Source organism: Paenibacillus nitricinens (assembly GCF_052056485.1).
In the GTDB taxonomy this organism is placed as follows: domain Bacteria; phylum Bacillota; class Bacilli; order Paenibacillales; family Paenibacillaceae; genus Paenibacillus_AQ; species Paenibacillus_AQ nitricinens.
The window spans coordinates 5,030,176-5,047,281 of record NZ_CP183948.1; the positions used below are offsets into that span (position 1 = coordinate 5,030,176).

23 protein-coding genes and 1 tRNA gene are annotated in these 17,106 nt (G+C 45.4%); 9 read left to right on the forward strand and 15 right to left on the reverse strand.

Annotation, left to right across the window (positions count from 1 at the left end):
* Positions 1-152 precede the first annotated feature (152 nt).
* The 6 genes from ACN6KS_RS22325 to ACN6KS_RS22350 all read right to left on the reverse strand — a co-directional run bounded on the left by ACN6KS_RS22325 (position 153) and on the right by ACN6KS_RS22350 (position 7,052).
* The gene (locus ACN6KS_RS22325; RefSeq protein WP_440960505.1) at positions 153-1,463 is read right to left on the reverse strand and encodes a family 16 glycoside hydrolase; all 1,311 of its coding nucleotides are present in this window, start codon (positions 1,461-1,463) and stop codon (positions 153-155) included.
* Positions 1,464-1,934: 471 nt separating this feature from the next.
* Complete coding sequence (locus ACN6KS_RS22330; RefSeq protein ID WP_440960506.1) at positions 1,935-3,704, reverse strand: glycoside hydrolase family 2 protein; 1,770 nt, start codon at positions 3,702-3,704, stop codon at positions 1,935-1,937.
* Between the two features lie 177 nt (positions 3,705-3,881).
* Complete coding sequence (locus ACN6KS_RS22335) at positions 3,882-4,826, reverse strand: ArsR/SmtB family transcription factor (protein WP_440960507.1); 945 nt, start codon at positions 4,824-4,826, stop codon at positions 3,882-3,884.
* A gap of 747 nt (positions 4,827-5,573) precedes the next feature.
* Positions 5,574-5,659, reverse strand: a tRNA-Leu gene (locus ACN6KS_RS22340).
* 159 nt (positions 5,660-5,818) lie between these two features.
* Positions 5,819-6,289 carry a hypothetical protein gene (locus ACN6KS_RS22345; protein WP_094869517.1) on the reverse strand — a complete coding sequence of 157 codons (471 nt, stop codon included), beginning with the start codon at positions 6,287-6,289 and terminating at the stop codon, positions 5,819-5,821.
* 76 nt (positions 6,290-6,365) lie between these two features.
* Positions 6,366-7,052 (reverse strand): M15 family metallopeptidase, encoded by a 687-nt coding sequence (locus ACN6KS_RS22350; protein ID WP_094879035.1) that lies wholly within the window; start codon positions 7,050-7,052, stop codon positions 6,366-6,368.
* A 190-nt stretch (positions 7,053-7,242) separates the two neighbouring features.
* Here ACN6KS_RS22350 and ACN6KS_RS22355 point away from each other — a divergent pair, with 190 nt between their 5' ends.
* Positions 7,243-7,407 carry a hypothetical protein gene (locus ACN6KS_RS22355; protein ID WP_179085776.1) on the forward strand — a complete coding sequence of 55 codons (165 nt, stop codon included), beginning with the start codon at positions 7,243-7,245 and terminating at the stop codon, positions 7,405-7,407.
* Here ACN6KS_RS22355 and ACN6KS_RS22360 read toward each other — a convergent pair.
* Together ACN6KS_RS22360 and ACN6KS_RS22365 are read right to left on the reverse strand one after the other, a co-directional pair.
* Positions 7,404-7,739 carry a YolD-like family protein gene (locus ACN6KS_RS22360; RefSeq protein ID WP_094869518.1) on the reverse strand — a complete coding sequence of 112 codons (336 nt, stop codon included), beginning with the start codon at positions 7,737-7,739 and terminating at the stop codon, positions 7,404-7,406. The two genes, ACN6KS_RS22355 and ACN6KS_RS22360, sit on opposite strands and share 4 nt — an antisense overlap.
* 381 nt (positions 7,740-8,120) lie before the next feature.
* Complete coding sequence (locus ACN6KS_RS22365; RefSeq protein ID WP_440960508.1) at positions 8,121-8,681, reverse strand: hypothetical protein; 561 nt, start codon at positions 8,679-8,681, stop codon at positions 8,121-8,123.
* A 118-nt stretch (positions 8,682-8,799) separates the two neighbouring features.
* Between ACN6KS_RS22365 and ACN6KS_RS22370 the strand changes: the two genes are divergently transcribed.
* Complete coding sequence (locus tag ACN6KS_RS22370; protein ID WP_094869520.1) at positions 8,800-9,288, forward strand: PH domain-containing protein; 489 nt, start codon at positions 8,800-8,802, stop codon at positions 9,286-9,288.
* An 82-nt stretch (positions 9,289-9,370) separates the two neighbouring features.
* Here ACN6KS_RS22370 and ACN6KS_RS22375 read toward each other — a convergent pair whose 3' ends face one another.
* Both ACN6KS_RS22375 and ACN6KS_RS22380 read right to left on the reverse strand, forming a co-directional pair.
* Positions 9,371-10,846, reverse strand: a complete 1,476-nt coding sequence (locus tag ACN6KS_RS22375; RefSeq protein ID WP_440960509.1) for a glycosyl hydrolase — start codon at positions 10,844-10,846, stop codon at positions 9,371-9,373.
* Positions 10,847-11,020: 174 nt separating this feature from the next.
* Positions 11,021-11,437, reverse strand: coding sequence for a cytidine deaminase (locus ACN6KS_RS22380; protein WP_440962432.1), 417 nt, complete (start codon positions 11,435-11,437; stop codon positions 11,021-11,023).
* A gap of 107 nt (positions 11,438-11,544) precedes the next feature.
* Between ACN6KS_RS22380 and ACN6KS_RS22385 the strand changes: the two genes are divergently transcribed.
* On the forward strand, positions 11,545-11,976 hold the full coding sequence (locus tag ACN6KS_RS22385) for a NucA/NucB deoxyribonuclease domain-containing protein (protein WP_042194351.1): 432 nt from the start codon (positions 11,545-11,547) through the stop codon (positions 11,974-11,976).
* A 79-nt stretch (positions 11,977-12,055) separates the two neighbouring features.
* Here the strand turns inward: ACN6KS_RS22385 and ACN6KS_RS22390 are convergent, their stop codons facing one another.
* A complete protein-coding gene (locus ACN6KS_RS22390; RefSeq protein ID WP_179281775.1) occupies positions 12,056-12,205 on the reverse strand; it encodes a hypothetical protein in 150 nt (49 codons plus the stop codon).
* A 149-nt stretch (positions 12,206-12,354) separates the two neighbouring features.
* On the opposite strand from ACN6KS_RS22390, the gene ACN6KS_RS22395 reads away from it, so the two are divergent.
* The 6 genes from ACN6KS_RS22395 (at position 12,355) to ACN6KS_RS22420 (ending at position 15,808) form a co-directional block, all read left to right on the forward strand.
* Positions 12,355-12,531: a YjfB family protein gene (locus ACN6KS_RS22395; RefSeq protein WP_094874632.1), complete on the forward strand. Its 177-nt coding sequence runs from the start codon at positions 12,355-12,357 to the stop codon at positions 12,529-12,531.
* Between the two features lie 149 nt (positions 12,532-12,680).
* Positions 12,681-13,214 carry an ImmA/IrrE family metallo-endopeptidase gene (locus ACN6KS_RS22400; protein WP_094874642.1) on the forward strand — a complete coding sequence of 178 codons (534 nt, stop codon included), beginning with the start codon at positions 12,681-12,683 and terminating at the stop codon, positions 13,212-13,214.
* Positions 13,215-13,288: 74 nt separating this feature from the next.
* A complete protein-coding gene (locus ACN6KS_RS22405; protein ID WP_170880221.1) occupies positions 13,289-13,450 on the forward strand; it encodes a hypothetical protein in 162 nt (53 codons plus the stop codon).
* Positions 13,451-13,819: 369 nt separating this feature from the next.
* On the forward strand, positions 13,820-14,152 hold the full coding sequence (locus tag ACN6KS_RS22410) for a DUF3139 domain-containing protein (RefSeq protein ID WP_440960510.1): 333 nt from the start codon (positions 13,820-13,822) through the stop codon (positions 14,150-14,152).
* Positions 14,153-14,327: 175 nt separating this feature from the next.
* Positions 14,328-14,822, forward strand: a complete 495-nt coding sequence (locus tag ACN6KS_RS22415) for an RNA polymerase sigma factor (protein WP_341135467.1) — start codon at positions 14,328-14,330, stop codon at positions 14,820-14,822.
* Complete coding sequence (locus ACN6KS_RS22420; protein WP_094878799.1) at positions 14,819-15,808, forward strand: hypothetical protein; 990 nt, start codon at positions 14,819-14,821, stop codon at positions 15,806-15,808. The genes ACN6KS_RS22415 and ACN6KS_RS22420 overlap by 4 nt, the downstream gene beginning before the upstream one ends.
* Positions 15,809-16,024: 216 nt before the next feature.
* Here ACN6KS_RS22420 and ACN6KS_RS22425 read toward each other — a convergent pair whose 3' ends face one another.
* From ACN6KS_RS22425 to ACN6KS_RS22440, 4 genes are all read right to left on the reverse strand, one after another.
* Complete coding sequence (locus ACN6KS_RS22425) at positions 16,025-16,141, reverse strand: YjcZ family sporulation protein (protein WP_341135469.1); 117 nt, start codon at positions 16,139-16,141, stop codon at positions 16,025-16,027.
* A 30-nt stretch (positions 16,142-16,171) separates the two neighbouring features.
* A complete protein-coding gene (locus tag ACN6KS_RS22430; RefSeq protein ID WP_440960511.1) occupies positions 16,172-16,315 on the reverse strand; it encodes a YjcZ family sporulation protein in 144 nt (47 codons plus the stop codon).
* Positions 16,316-16,661: 346 nt separating this feature from the next.
* A complete protein-coding gene (locus tag ACN6KS_RS22435; protein WP_440960512.1) occupies positions 16,662-16,907 on the reverse strand; it encodes a hypothetical protein in 246 nt (81 codons plus the stop codon).
* Positions 16,908-16,939: 32 nt separating this feature from the next.
* Positions 16,940-17,086, reverse strand: coding sequence for a hypothetical protein (locus ACN6KS_RS22440; RefSeq protein WP_440960513.1), 147 nt, complete (start codon positions 17,084-17,086; stop codon positions 16,940-16,942).
* Between the last annotated feature and the right edge of the window lie 20 nt (positions 17,087-17,106).

Genomic DNA, 17,106 nt, shown 5'->3' on the forward strand with positions numbered 1-17,106 from the left:
CCGCCGCTCATTGGTGAACAAACGAAAGATATTAATAACGAGGGGAACCCCAGAAGGTAGACGATCGTATGGCAGGTGGAGAATCGTACGGTGCAGAGATAGACTTGCGTTATCAAAAAAAAGAAGCCCTTAAGGGCTCCAAAATTTTCAGATTAGTTCACTGTAATATTGTCGAAGCTGACGCTGTTGTTGAAGCCGCCCCGCACCCCGATGGTACCAGAGGTATATACTGCATCGTTCATGTTGATCTTAGGCGTGGTCATATCTCCGACGTATAACTTAATGTTCCCGCTGTTCACAACCACCTTCATATGATACCAGGTGTTTACTGCAATAGGTGTTGCTACCGTCTGCAGCGGTGTCCAGCCGTTGTTGAAGCGTCCCAGCCAGACCTGGCCTGCGGAATCAATACCTGCGGCGTAGCCTTTCTGCAAATCGGCTCCAGTGCCCGGATTGGTCAGATTGAAGATCAGACTGCCCTGGCCCGCATTATTCAGCCTGATGTCGCCCTCCAACGTGTAGTTCATTTTGGAAGGGTATGGGGTAAGGACCGATTTATCCGCATTGACCGAGCTCAGGTTGTAGGTTCCGCCGCTCACAGCCCACGTTCCCCCATAACGAACCCATCCGCTGTCATTCGCAGAAAAATCATTGCTGTACGCACCGCTGAGTGTACCGAAACGGACCTGGACATTATGCCCGCCGACACTCCGCTCCACAGAATCAACCATCGCAATTTCATTTGCACCCGTCTGGTACATTGCAGTCCACCACGAATTCCCGAATGCCGGTACATCGTTATCCACCCATGTATTGCCGTAATCGTTGCTTAAAGACAGCACATTGGAGTTGGAGCTGAGCAGCAGACGGCCATCAGTTAAGGAGAGGAGATAAGGCCCGCCCTGCTGATTGGTCGATACCTGGGTGCCGATGCCGCTGGACCAGGTCTTGCCGTCCGTACTTTTCTTAGTGAAAATTTTGCAGTTCTGCGTTCCGCAGACTTCAAAAGCGACAATATACTGTCCGTTTGTCATCTTGCTCCAAACCGGCATACCTGGACGCGCTCCGGCGTTAGATGGGTCCCAGGCTACATAAATCTCATTCCCCCAGCTGGCTCCGCCATTGGTGGAAATTTTCTCGGAGAGGATCTGGCTGTAGGAAGGATTCTCAGTTACATGCTTCTCACTCGCATACATGACAGCTACCGAGCCGTCATTTAGTAGCTGCATATGCGGCTCATATACACCCTTATCCGGGTTTCCAAGAGAACCTGCGGTGCCGTTATTCTCGTCGATTGTACTCAAGAAGCTCCAATTCGCGCCTCCATTCACACTCTTATACACTCTGAGCTTATACGATTCCTGCCAGCGGACAGAACGCATCGCCAGCAGAAGGTCGCCATTTGCCAACTGTACAAACTGCCCGTTGTCCAGGTCACGCCCGTCCTCCCATAGAGTGGACATCAGCGACCAGGTGCGGCAGTTGTCTGTACTACGGAAGACCTGTAGCCGGGTGCCGCCCCAGGAGACTTTGGTGTAGCCGTTGTTGTCGTAAATGGCGGCCACCGCCAGCCAATCCCCGTTCGCCAGCTTGATCATCCGAGCATATTCAGCCCCAAAGGTTCCGGGTCTGAGCCCGCGGGCATCGGTGCCCGCATCCGTGAAGGTGTTAATATCGGTAATCGTGGATGATGTGCCCCACACTACCGGGCCATTCGCTGCAAAAGCCGGGATGGCTGTAAGGACCAGAAGCAGACACAGGGAAGCAGACAGCGAGGTGAATAATTTTTTCAACAAATAAGCCCCTCCTCTTGATCTTCAATTATGAAACCTGTTGAACGCACTCACATGTAAGTGCTTTCAAACAAGATTCTAATCTGCTTCACCTTGTCATTGAACCGATAATTGACCGTTTTTTAGGCAACAAAGTTATGATTATTCTGCTGCTGACAAATTGATCTTCCGGATCACTTCCAGAGGAATTTTCGGCGTCCGGTCCGCTGTTAGCAGTCCGTTCACTTCCTGCTGTACATCCGTAATCTGCGTGTAGCAGTATCCGCAAATATAAGGCGTGTCCTTGATTGCCTGCGTAATCTTGCTGAACCGCCCGATGAACGCCTCCTCATTACTTACCTGCTCTCCGTAGCCCCAGCCTTCGTCGGAATTAAAAGCAATGCCCCCGAATTCACTGACCATCACCGGCTGGCTGCGGTATTCATAGCCTTTTGCCATCACATATTTCCAGTTGTTGAAAGATAATCCTCCGCCTAGTACGCTGCCGGAGTCAGCATAACGCTCTAGCAAGGCATCTCCGCTCTGCTCATAATCATGCAGGGTGATGATGTCACTGATTGTATGCTCCCAGCCGTCATTCACAATGACCGGACGATTAGGATCAATAGCTTTGGTCAGATGATAAATGGCTTCCGTAAATTTCTGCTGCTGCTTATTCGTGTAGACTTGCGGAATACCCCAGGATTCGTTAAAAGGCACCCAGGTGATAATTGAAGGATGGTTATACTGCTGGCGCACAATCTCTGTCCATTCATTCGTAAAGCTCTCCACTGCCTCATCATTGAACTCGAAAGTCGCCGCCATCTCCGACCAAACCAACAGGCCTTTCACATCACACCAGTAGAGGAACCGGGCATCCTCGATCTTCATATGCTTACGCACGCCGTTATAACCCATAGCCAGAATTGCGTCGATATCGGCAATCAGCGCCTCTTCTGACGGCGGGGTCAAGTGGCTTTCCGGCCAATAGCCCTGATCCAGAATCAGCCGCTGATACATAGGCGTATTGTTAAGCAGCACCTTGCCTTGTTCGATGGAAATTTTGCGGAGGCCGAAGTAGGAATATACCCGGTCAATGACCAGATCATCTTTATATAAAACAAACTCTACTTCGTACAGCGCCGGTGCCGCAGGTGACCATGACTGCAGCTTCCACGGGCCATTCGCTTCATGGGTCAGCTCCACATCCAGCTGCAGCCAGGCCCGGTCTACATGCAGCGAGACCTGCTTAAATGTCTTCTGCTGCGTGCTGATCCGGGTCTCCAGGCGGAGATTATCCTCCGCTGCCTGTGTCTGATATTCAAAACGTACCGAGCGGTTATCAAGATCCGGCGTGATTTTGACAGCCTTGAGATAGGAGGGCGATACATACTCTACCCACGCACTTTGCCAGATTCCCGTTGTCTGCACATAGAAGCACTCGAAGTTCTCATCCACCCAGCGCTGCTTGCCCCGCGGCTGTGTACAGCTCTGGCTGTCTTCCGCTTTGACTATCAGCCGGTTGTACACTCCTGCACCAGTGTTCACATAATCGGTAATATCCAGCGAAAAGGCCGCATAACCGCCTTGATGCCCACCGGCGAAGCAGCCATTAACCCATACCTTAGCGGTATAATCGACTGCCTGGAAATTGAGTATCACTCGCTTACCGTTCAAATCAGCAGGAAGCTTCAGTTCCCGCTCATACCATACATAAGGATGGAAGGCGGTCTCGCCGATTCCGCTGGCCTGCGTCTCATAAGTGAAAGGAACCTGTATCTTCAAATCCCCGTGCAGATGCGCATTCCATTTGTCCCGCTCGCCAATGTTGTCATCATCAAACCGGAAATCCCATTCCCCGTTAAGGCTCTGCCAGTCGTTACGGACGAACTGCGGCCGCGGATAATCCTTGATATAGTGCTGGGTTGCCATTAAACTGCACACGCTCCTTATGAACAATATTTTTGTTTTATTACAATAATTATGTATTAATTATTACAGAATCTTCTGAAATGTCAATCGTAGAATGCATAGAAAAAAGAACCTTTGCCTATGGCATCAGGTTCTTCGCATGTTCATCACTTTGCTGTCAGAATCAATTACTCCTGATTACTGTACGGTATAAAAAATCTTCATCACCAGATCCTGTTCATAATCGCCGAACTTTTTGCCGAACAGATTCATTCCGCCCTTGAATACCGCATTCTCCTTCACACCCACCCGCAGATCCACATGGTTCTGCTTAGTAAGCCTCAGTTGGCTTAGATTGACGGTTGATATCTCTTGGTGGTCAATGGTGCTGCGGGTGTTGTCTACACTCCAGGTCTTGAGCGAGCCGAATTGCGTTCCCGTATCGAGCCACCAGGAAGGATTCAGCTTCCCGCGTCTGCCGCCGAAATCACCGGGCGACGTCCAGGTACCAACCTCCACATTATTGATCCACAGCGTAATATCCGAAGGCCAGTCATTCTCATAATTCGGCGCCTCGGAACAGATTTCCATCGAGAACTGAATCAGGCGGATGGCAGCCCCTTGCGGAATTTCCAGCGGATAGCGGTACTCGAGATAGCCCTTGCGCAGCCAGAGTAGCTGGGCATGAACCTTGTCAGGATGGAAAAAGCCCGCCGGCGAGTCCTCCACAATAATCGGCCCTGTCTCACTAACCATGCCGCAGGTTGGCGCTGCTTCACAAGCTGTGAAGTTACCGATCGGCATCTCAATTTCATAGCAATAATCGCCTTGATCCGCCTGCGCACGACGTTCCGGTACATTTATGACGATCTTGATATCATCATAGATGCGGCTACAGACCTTCATGGCTCCGCGCGAAGCAGGCAGCAGCTCGGTCTCAATCAGCTTGGCTTGTTCCAGCACCTTCACATTCGAAGCGGCGGTGGATACCGGTATCTCCAGCGCTTCAGCCAGCTCCACTACATTCATTCTTCGGATGTTCAACAACTCCAGCATTCTCAATCTAAGCTCCGTAGACAGCGCATGTGTCACTTTCACCAGCTCATCAAGATGTTCCATGGATAATTCCAGAATATCGATCACTCCGCTTTGCTATCTATTTGAACTATAACATTGAACTTTTGAACTCTTATTTCCCCTTTTTGGCAATGATGTAACTGCGATGGAACGGGAAGAAAGCAAATTCACTATTTCGATTTAAATTCCTGCACAAAATACAACATTCCCCTCATTAAATCGGCTTTAATCAGAAAATATCTGGTTTGAGCAGTGTAATCATAACACAGCGGTCACAATAACTGTCACCTGCAGCAGCGTACCGCCTAATAATAAACGCCGGCCGAGCCATTGCTTTTCCCTTACCGATTCGACAAACACTGGCGTATTTCCTTTCGCTGCAGGGCAGGTTCGTAACTTGACGATTGTTATAGGTACATGGCTTAATGCCTTCTTGTCCAAGATATTCAAACAGATTGTTTTTTAGATGTTCTACAGTCTCGAATGAGTTGCTGTACCTCTTGAAGAAAATCCGCACATGTTATTCATAATCCTTGTTTGTTCGCTGGCTTCCTGTTCTTTCTTCCAGAACAAAAATTGCGACAACACTTCTGTCTATACCACTGCTTTGTTGTTCTTAATTTGTTTAATACTAACCATAATAAAAACCCCCTTCTAGAACTTGTTATTATACAAGCACTGAAAAGGAGTATTATGACCTTGAGTCCTGTATACTCGAATGTTATTTCCAGACACACAGAACCCTAGCTTATTATAGAAGCTTTCCTTTAAGAAAAACAAAAAAACCTTGATTTCTCAAGGTTTTCACTGTGATGCCGAGGACGGGGGTCGAACCCGTACGGTACTCACGTACCGCAGGATTTTAAGTCCTGTGCGTCTGCCTGTTCCGCCACCCCGGCATATTATGTGTTGTTGCTCCATACGTTGTTTATGTATTAAGCGACAAGAAATATAATATCACGAATTTCGATAACGTGCAATACTTTTTCGAAAAAATATTTATGCCATAAAAATAACCCGTTCCAGCATATGCCGACACGGGTTATTAAGCATGTCGTTTATCTGCGTTCGTCACTTCTGCTTCTCATTCCGACAAGACCCAAGAGTCCAAACAATCCGAGCCAGCCCCAGTTAGATCCTCTGCTGGTAGTTCCAGTATTCGTAGTTGTGCTGGTTGCCCGATATTTACCGTCTGTTGTAGTGTTGGATAGTGGAGTTACCGTATTTCTGTTGTAGTTATCCCGGGTGTAGTTGTCATTGTAGTTAGTGGTGTTTGGTCTATAATTTTCCCCTGTGCGAATCTTATCTCTCATAATGCTCTCATGCTGATTCATCGTTCCCGTAGTACCGTTCATTAGATTGCCTTCCGTATTCATCATCCGAGTGTTATTCATGGTACCATCCATGCCCGTATTCGCGTTCGGGATACCGCCTAATGCGGCTGACCCGATTGGATTAGCGTAACTAGCTCCCATTATACTCAATGACAGTACAGTGCAGCATGCAAGGCTTGTTATTAGCTTATTCACAACGTTATGCCTCCCTTTATGGTTAGTTATCATTGATAACTTCCCCTTGGGTGGCACTGTCTATACATGATTAGCTTTACTCTTTTACTACGTTCACTGTCTTACTCGCTGCGTCATACGTAACCTTTGCTCCAAGCGCCTCAGCTAGAGCACGTACGGGTACATAGGTTATGCCGGTATCAAGAACACCATCCGTAAGTTTAGCACCGTTTAAGGTTATTGTTACTTTAACGTCTTTGTTCACCTGCTCATCCTCCCCAGTAATCCTTTTTAAAGCTTCATTGACCTGATCCGTCGTAGGACGTTTACCTGCCCGAAGTTGAGTCGTGGTTAAGCCGAAGGCCATTTGCAGATGTGAATAATCTTTAAAAGACGTCCAGTCTCCTCCCCACTCAAGCCCTAGCTGTTTTCCCACCTGTACAACCTCTTGCCAGTCCGCAATTTTATCTTTATCACCATCACGATTCATATCCCAGGAAAGACTTTTTCCATCCGGCAGCAAAAGCGCAAAGTCAAACGCAAGGCCATAATTATGATAGCTGGTTCCACCCTTGGCGTTGGTAACTATAGGTCCAGGCTTACTTCTCCCCTGCGCATACAAGGCATTTTGTTCAGCAATCGACCGTAACCCCTGAGTAATAACGATGGGCACTCCTCTGGCATAGCTTTGCTGAATCAAAGCCTTCGCCCCTGCTGCCAAAACAGGATGAAGCCCAACAAGCCTCGCCGCCGATTTGTCCCTCACTTGATCTAAAGTCAGCATAGAATCACCCCTTGGTATAATCAATGATCCCGCTCCCCCATTCGCTTGTACTAATACCCCTGCTTGCATCAGCAAAAAAAAGACCCCGGTATCCCCGAGATCTCCCCTGAAAAGCACCTATTCATAGCTTCTCCACCTTGGATCAATTCCACAAAAAAGGGCAAAATATTAGCGAAAGGTGGGAACACATATGGACATTCATAGCGATAGCTATAAAGTTGCTGCCCTGAGCGAGCAGGAAGAAGCGCTCGAAATTATTCGAAATGCCGAAGCTTCCATTGCACATCTGACCGGCAACCCAACGGTGACCCTAATTGCTTATGAAAAAAGTGAAGTCAGCGGTTCTCAGCATTAGACGATGTAAACCTCCACGAGGTCATCTACATTGATCCACTTCCATTCCTCCGCCCACTGCAGCTTAAACTCACGCGAGTGGGTGTGAATGGAAGTCACAAAACCACTTATTGTCTTATTCTCAAAAGGATCAAACAGCACAGCAGTGACGCGCACATGACTCCGTAACGATAAGGCCAGTGTACATTCGATCTCCTCCAGCTTCTGCTCATCAAGAATAGGCTTGATGCGGCGCAGCGTCTCCCGTTCATCCCTAATAATTCTTACCTTGTGCTCCGGCAGCATCATGCGACTGCTTTCCCAAAGTCCGTTTTTCTCCAGCTTTTTGCCCATGGTATCCCCTCCCTAATTTCTATACTTATTCCGCTATGCACGAACGTATGTTTGTATTATATCCACACCTTCGCTGAATAATCAATAATCAGGAAAAAGATACCTTTTATAAATCCTCCTCTTCATTTAAAAGTTGTATAATAATGTATATCTAATTGAGAGGAGCTTTCCACTTGAAAAAAAACAATGCCCTGCTCATCCTAATCCCTGTATTATTCCTGTGTCTATACCCCCTCGTATATCGAAGCAGTACCCTCTCAGACCTCACAAAAGGAATCGTAGCTGGTTTATTTATAGGATTATCAGTGTTACCTCTACTCAAGCTCAACATCGCATCAAAAAGACGCTGACAGTTGAACTGTTCAGCGTCTAACTTCCGATCTATTCTTGAACTTTCTCTGATTCAGCGGTGGATTGACCATCAGCATCGATGAGTCCTGTTGCTTCTCTTGCTTCATTAAGCTTGGAAATGCCGTATAGCATCGCGACGTCAGCGTTCTGATTCAATTCCTCGAACTTCTCAGCAGTGACCTCTGCGGAATCAGCACCTTGAGAGGCCTGTTCTTTTAGAGAATAAGCACTTTGAAAAGCAATCTTAGACTCATCAAGCAGCTTACGAATGTCTTCGGGCAAGCTAGAGGAAATTTTCACTTTTTCAGCCTGATTGGATAGGTCTGTTGCGGTCTTCTGGAATTCGTTAATCTTCTTCTCCAGCTGCCTGTCCGAAAGGTCTCCTGCTGAATAAGCAGCAATAGCTTCGTTGAACTCCGCTAAAGATAATTTTCCTAATTCATCAAGTTTAGACATATCATTGTAGAAGTTTTGCACGGTTTCCTGCACTTCTTCTTCCGAGGCAGGTGCCGATGAAGTTGAATTATTATTGCTGCAGGCGCTAAGGATGACAGTCAGCATTAGCGTTCCTATTAGTAACACTTTTTTCATTATTTATCCCTCCACTTAACAGAATAATGTCGGTTTGTGTAAAGCGCAAATGAAATTTATGTAAAACGACTATTATGTTATAATTATTTTAATTGTAATCAGGGAAGGAGAGGTATTTATGCCTTATTGCACAACCTGCGGATCAGAATATAAGCAGGGCGCTAAATTTTGTGGAGAATGCGGAACTAGCATGGACGGCACCGCTCCAGTGACCGCCCGCCGTCCATCAGCAAATCCAAATGCTACTCAAGAAGTCGTTCTCTGGAAAGGCAAACCAGCCAGTATCTCTGATCGCCTCAAAGGAATCGTACGCCTAAACACTACTACGTACACCATTACAAGCCAGCGCATTATGGTAAAGACCGGACTTATCGGTAAAAATGTCGAAGAGATCGAATTACTGCGTGTACGCGATTTATCCGTAGCACAATCTATCATGGACCGGATGCTCGGCATCGGTACATTAACTGTATTTTCAGATGATGCCTCAGCACCTCAGCTTCTTTTCCGAAAAATTCATGATGCTCAAACCGTCAAAGATGTTCTGCGCAAAGCTGTTCGTGACGAGAAGATCGCCAACAACATTAGCTACCGTGAACAAATCTGAGATTTTTTCACATTAAAAAAAGCCCCGGAATCCGGGGCTTTTTTGCTAATATTCGGATGCTCGAATCCGTTCGGATATCGCCTTAAGGAAGATAAAATGCTCCAGCTGGAATAACCCCTTTGGGTTGGCTAGGACTTTCCCACTGCAATACAATCCGCGCGTCTCCCACATTCTCATAGTACTCCACTTTTATTTCATGCAGCTTGCCTGCAATCAGATTCACACTGCCTTTTCGCTCTTGCCCACTCTGATTCACCCAACTGTCAATGATCAGCCCACCATCAATCCACACCCGCACCCCGTCATCAGAGGAGGTGTAAAGGGTATAGGTTTCACTATAGGCTGCAGTAAGCTTACCACTCCACCGTATTGAAAAAGCGTCGATGCGAATGGCTGGATCAGGCGAACCCTGTTTCCACGAAAATTGGATGTTAGCATCCGTTCGCGTCAGCGCAGGAGCGCCGCTAAGGGTCATATTATTGTAATATTGTCCCCATAGTCCACTCTGCAGCACACTATCTCCCATAGCTTCCACAATTGCCGCCTCAGCAGCATACTCTTCCCGTGTGAATACAAAGCTGTCGTTCATAAAGGCTCTAATTACCGCATCGGTATTCTTCTCATAAAGAAGCTTGCCCCAGGTCATCTGATAAGACCATTTGGGCTGTGATTTAGATAGTAGTGCAGGGGACGGTAGCTCTCCATTTTCTCCAATCGCGATCACTTTTCCACGACCCAGATCCCATAGACTATCATAGTGACTTCCCTTAAAATCCCCATCATAGATATCTAGTGCCAGCACATCTACTTTATCACCGCTTGGGTAGTATTCGGCAGGGTCATCACTCCACTGATTTTTGGCGTTTGGGCTCCAGACCCACAATAAATTATGCAGCTTATGATAGCTGGTGAAACGGTCAAACATAAGGTTCCACAATCCCACGTAGTTGCTCTTCTTCCCCCACCAGAACCATCCGCCATTCATTTCATGATACGGCCGCCAGAGCACAGGAACACCTGCATCATTTAGTTTTTTTAAAGAAAGAGCTATCTTATCCAGATCAGCGATCAGTGCATTATACTGAGTGGTACCCGGGGTTATATATTTGTCAAAATCAGCGTTGCTTATGCTCGTAGAAACATTAGTCCAAGCAGGAGCTGTCCCTGGCAACTGAGCGTGATAGCTTATCGTTACGATTCCACCGGAATTATACCAGCGAATAGCACTGCTAACGACCCAATCCCGCTGATTGTCTATTAGTGCTGCCGTCTGATTATTGATTGCGCCCAGCTCATAGCCGTGAAGGGCCGCATATTGCCCGCTAGTATTTTTCAGCTCCCCATTGAACTCATCCGCGCTTTCCAAATAATCATGTTGTCCACTAATCCATCCTTTTCCTTGCAGAAAATAAAGGGTATTCAACAATTTCTGAGCAGAAGGCACCGTTTCCGAATCCGCCGGAGCCATTTGCAAATTACGATACGCCATTTGCCACTGAACATCGCTCACAAACCTCGATGCCGAATCAACCATATTTCGAAGATTGCGCTGTTCCATCCACTCTCACATCCTTTTAACTTTTTTAAGTTATAGTATGGGGATACTAGTGACATGAACTCAGCGAATGGACATGAAGTTGTAAATTAATTTAGGACAGTGTAAGGAACTGCAGAATAAATTCACGGCTCCATAAAAAAAGGAGCCTAGTGGCTCCCGAGCAAACTCTCCAATTTACCTCGTATATCTCAGCGGTAGTAATTCAGAAATATCATATTTAGCTAACCGGCCGTCCTCGGATACAATAACTTTGCAGTCCTTCCCGTAATCAGCAATTAACTCACGGCACATCCCGCAGGGAGAAACTACTTTAATTTCTCTTTCCGCGCTGTCCGGATCAGAATGCCTTACCGCAACAATCGCATCAAATTCCTTGTAGCCTTCGGATATCGCTTTTCCAATCACCATCGCTTCTGCACAGACTGTAATTCGTCCCATGCTAGCTTCTACATGTACCGCTGTAAAGATTTCCCCCGCCTTAGTACGGAGCGCCGCCCCTACATGGTGCCTTTCCCATTCATAGCGTCTAGTTATAATATCTTCAGCAGAGGCTATAAGCGTCTGATCTTCAATCGTAATCAAATACTCCATATCCAATACCGTCCTCCTCTTATTTTTCCTAAGTATATTAAATCGCACTGCATTATGATATAAGATATACTATTTTAAGTTCCAAAAAAGGAGGAGCAGATTTGAAAATACAGAAACTACTCACCAGTCTCATCATTGTTGTGTTACTTGCTTTGGGCGGTTATTGGTATGAACAGAACGGAGATCCGGCAGCCCCCTCGTCCACATCCGATTCAGAAGTTGTTCAGCTGATCTTCCCATCAGATCGTTATCCTGAAACCGCTAAGCACATTCAGGACGCGATTGCCAAAGGGGAGTCCGCGACGTGCACGATTAACCGTGAGCAGGCTGAAGACAACCGCAAAGAATCCTTAAAAGGGATCCCCACCAAAAAAGGCTACGACCGCGATGAATGGCCCATGGCCATGTGTAATGAAGGCGGAAAAGGGGCCGATATTGAATACATAACCCCAAAAGATAACCGCGGCGCAGGTAGCTGGGTTGGCAATCAGTTAGAAGATTATGCGGATGGAACCCGCGTAGAATTTATGTTTAAATAATGAGCTAACGAGAACAGCGCTTCAAAAAAAGTAGCCCCATCCGGTATACCGGATGGGGCTACAATGTGCATCAGCTAGCTTAGAATAAGCAAGCTTTAGTGATGATAACCAGCAAGATGAAGAGTACCAGAATAGCTCCTGTTGAAGTCCAAGGGCTACACACCGGACCTACTGCTGCTGGGCTTACTACCGGACCTACGTTACATCCACAACCATGTTCAAATCCCATTTTCAATTCCTCCTAATGATTAATGACTACAGCACAAGATATGTAAAAAGGAGATAAGCCGTTTGGGCGAATTGGCAAACAAATGCTATTCACCTAATGAATTAGGTAGGTGCAGTCGATAAACAGGATATACACAAAGGAGGTGCAATATGGATATAGCCGCGTTATCAGTAGCAATGAGCCAGGCATCCTTAGCTCAAAATGTAGGAATACAAGTCATGAATATTGCCAAAAATCAGGCTGAAACCCAGAGTCAGACGATGGTGGAAATGCTGGGCAAAAGCGTTGCTCCGAATTTAGGAAAAACACTTGATATTAGTGTTTAATTGCATTATGCTAAGGACACACAAGAACACTCGTTCTTATGTGTCCTTATATTTTTACCCTACATAGCCCCTTGGGCTTTTCTTTTGTCTTATTATACGAACATACGATCCTATAATCGATTCTGAATGAGGTGAATGATGTGAATAACATGAAATCCTATTATCAAATGACTGCGCTGGAGAAGTGGACGGAAGATTTATACAAGCGTCTGAACCTTACTCAGCCTTCGCAAATTTCGATTGCTTATATTGCAGAACGGCTTAATATTTGGGTTCATTATTTGGATGTAAGAAGCAAGAGCATCGAAGCATCAGCGGGGATGTACACCATGTTTATTGACAACCGGCTTCCAGCCAGTCTGCAGCGGCTAGAGTTTCTCCATGAGCTCTGTCACCTGCTCCGCCATGGTACGGATCAAATATTGATGCCAGAACATTTCACGCGGGCACAGGAGGATGAATCTGAGCGATTTATTCTTTATGCAGCTATGCCCTACTCCATGATCTCCCGCATGACGTTGCCTGAGCAACGGGAAGATGCAATCAGCTATCTTGCAGCAGAATTTCAAGTACCAAACGAGCTGGCTTTACAGCGGATTGATCAAATTCAAAGACGTGTTTTTCAGGGGCAATTATTGGCCGTGATGGGAAGAAACGAAGAACGATTAACACATATTCAATAATGACTGCGGAGATAATAAGGGAGTCGCAATGAAGGACCATTATTATGGTGGAATTTCTCGCAAGGGGGATCGATATGGAAGCCATTAAAGTAATTGAATTATTGATGACTCATCCAGATTATAACGTAGATGCAGTGCACCCCGAAATTCCGGATTTTGTTGGGATCGAGTCGATTGAAGTGGATCATGAAACGGGAACCTTCTCCATTTTATTGCAAGAACCCAAAGACGACTGAAGCTGATTTGTGTAAGTTCATAATAAAAAGGCAGCAAGTATAGTATACCCAGGCAATTCTTTACCTACGCGGGTTTAACTATCGGCGGGAAATTTGCTGCCTTATTTGTAATAAAACTCTGTTAGGCGGATACAAACTGAATCACACCAATAAGAGTTAGAATGAGGAACATACCCACAACTCCCCAAATAATAAACCATAAAATTCGGAGACCTGGTAGCTTGGGACTAGCATGATTCTCTTTTCTTCTTGTTGCATCATTTTCTTCCCCCCTTCTAATGTGTAAATTACAAGATACAATAGATATGACATACCAGTCACAATATATTATCTTATAATATATACATTTTAGCTAAATGGAGGGAATTAATGAAGAAAAGAACAACAATAATTCTTATTACCTTCGTTATTGTAAATGGAGTCGCTTCTTTAGCGCTTCAGGCCTTCCGAAATCATATGGACAATGAAGTGATTCATTATTTGGTAGCCACGAGAGATTATAAGAATGAAGATCTTTATAAAGTACACACCCAGATTAGTAAGGCTCCCGTCGTAAGTACAACGGTGATTTTTGCAGATGAACCTAACGCAAGATACTTTTATCGAAAAGAGAAGGATCGGATTTATCAATATAGCATGGCTCTTGTAAAAGGGTTTGATCTAAAATATACATATAAACATAGTGAGGAGACCCTCCCGTAAAGGGGAACTTCTATTATAAAGGTGCGATAGCCCCAGCAGTCATGATATGGCTGCTGGGCTATCGCGCCTTTTTTTGATTCTAACCCTTGATCTAGACGCTAACAAATTTTCTCAGGAACATAATGTGACCAAATGCCGTCCTAAATGGTGTTAAAGGTAAAGGGGGCATAGAATCATGCAACGATCCATGACCCGGCCGGGAAATCATGTGATAAAGAGTTACGAAATCTACGCAGATATGCTGTTCCGGATTGCTTTGGTCCATTTAGGCAGCCGCCAAGATGCCGAAGAAGCCACTCAGGATACCTTCATCAAACTGATAGAAAAAGCACCAAAGTTCAAAGACGCTGAACATCAGAAAGCATGGCTGATCCGGGTAATCACCAATCATTGTAAAACATTACTAGGCAGAGGCTGGCGCAAGCGCGAGGTCAAACTGGAAAATGCTGAGCCGATTTCATTAGACACCCCCGAGGATTTGTCTCTGCTGCAGTTAGTTATGGGGATGCCTATGAAGTATAAAACCGTAATCCATCTTTATTATTACGAGGACTATCCCATCCAGGAAATCAGCAAAATTCTGCAGATTAGTCAGTCTGCCGTAAAGATGAGACTTCAGCGGGGACGGCAACTGTTAAAACTGGAGCTGGAAGGAGTGGAATCACAATGAAAGAAGATCAGTTTCGAACATTATACAAGAAAGCGGTGGATTCTATGAAACCAAGTGAAGAGATGAAAAAAGAATTGATCGACAAACTGGAGCAACAGCAGGAGCGGAAGCGTCCGCGCAAGACGGTTTATATCGCGGCAAGTATCATCCTCGCCGCCGGGATCGGCTTAGCTGCACCTAATATATGGCAGCAGTTAAATAACCAGAGTACTCAGGGGCAAATCGCTCAGGTAACTCCAGGTCCAAAGCAACCAGACAATTCTGGCACAAATGCGTCCGGAGGCATTGTCATTCCCAAGCTGGAACTTCCGGATACCAAATCTGGCGTTATGGCAGATATGATCGCTCTAGTCGTATATAAAGATAACATTTATACACAGTCTGCGACTCGAATCAACGCAGCTGATGCTGCCGCTCTGCGCGGTGACAAGCTTGGTCGTACTACAGGTGGCATCGATGAATGGAGCGGTAAAGACAAATATATTGAGTTAGCTTCTAACATCGGAGAAACGGATATCTATTCCGTAAAGGGCTATGATTCCGATTTCTTGATTATGTCCTATTCGGAAATCAACGGCGAGGTATTCGCCGAACTGTATGAGCATACAAACGGGATCACTGTAAACAGCGGCGCTGATCTATTTGGCAAGCTAAATATTGAAGGCCGAATTACTTCCGTACAATGGGAAAGCTTCGACAGTTGGAACAACGGACAGCAGCAGTACACACCGCTCGCTGACGACGAGGCGCTTAATGGCTTCTTGAAGGCACTCCAAGCAGCCAAACCGCTGGCAGCAGAGCCTCTTATCGCGCAAGGCATCTACGACAGCGAAGACCGCAAGGTTCTCTATCTCCAGCTGGAAGACAACGCCCGGGTAGAGCTGACGCTGTTTGGTCAAGGGCTAGTACATTACGGCCAGGCACCTGTATTCTTCGAAGTTGAGTCCGGGGCATTCCAGCAGCTATGGGATAGTATGAAACCATAAGGATGATGGTCGAAAACCGAGAGTACAGCGATTGAGACAACGATTTGTGACAACTTTTCGGACGCTATACCCATTAGAGAAGTCTAGCTGGATACAAAAAAAGAGACGCTGTTGCAAAACCATTTCATGGCTTTGCAGCAGCGCCTTTTTGTGTTAGCTGTATGGTTTGCATTGGTAGGATGATTTTGTCGATTAATATATAGTTAGACTAACATTTTATAAACAGATAGTCTTAGAAATAATTACAAGGAGGATAAACAGTACCAAGATTGCACCGGTAGATGTAAAGGCTCCTCCGATACCACCGCCATATCCTCCAACAAATTCACCCATCATAATTCCTCCTTTGTAAATGAATGCTACTTAAAATATACAGGCCTTAGTAATGATAACCAGCAGGATAAAGAGCACCAAGATTGCACCTGTGGATGTAAAGGCTCCACCAACAAAACGTTCAGGTTCACGTTCACGTTCTCCAATACCGCATCCACCAACAAATTCGCCCATTCGTGAATTCCTCCTTTGTAATTGAATACAAATGTAGGATATGCCAGTTTTCTGATCGTGCTTGGGTATTGAGAGATGAAATTAACCCCGCTAACCAATTAAGGTAGATGGGGTATTTAATGTACACATTTATGCTAAAACCATCCTAAATTGAAATTCATTTCTCATGTAATAAACATCAGCAACCTTAACGCTCCAATTTCTGTACTGGACCCTCACAATTAATTACGCAGTCGGCCAGTTCGCCACGCCGTTCAAGCATATCCACGTGAGATTGCTTTAAGGCAGCAGATAGAATTCAAAGTCAGTTTTTAGGACTTGTAAATATTGCTCAATTTGATCACTCCTAAAAAGATAAGGTACAAAGCGCTAATCCTAATACAATAACTCCTACAATCATCACAACAACACCTTTTCTGTTTACCAAATAGTTATATCCACCAATAGATATGAGGGCTCCACACATCATTACAACCATCAAAGATTGTTGTTTCTCATTCGCAACATCATAATTATTGAACAATAATGAAATACCGAGAAGAATAGTTGCCGCACAAAAATGGACACCAAATTCTTTGAAGATTTTCTTCATTACAGTACTCCTATGTATTAAAATACCTGATCTCATTTTCTCCGCTTCATGTATTTCTTAATCAAATAAAACAAAACTAATCCTAACAATACCAAGCCAAGTATGGTGATCCATAGAATCATTGGATTCCCTACGAAAAAATATGTATTTCTGTATTGAAAATCTTCATTGTTCATCATTATAAAAACTCCTTGTACTC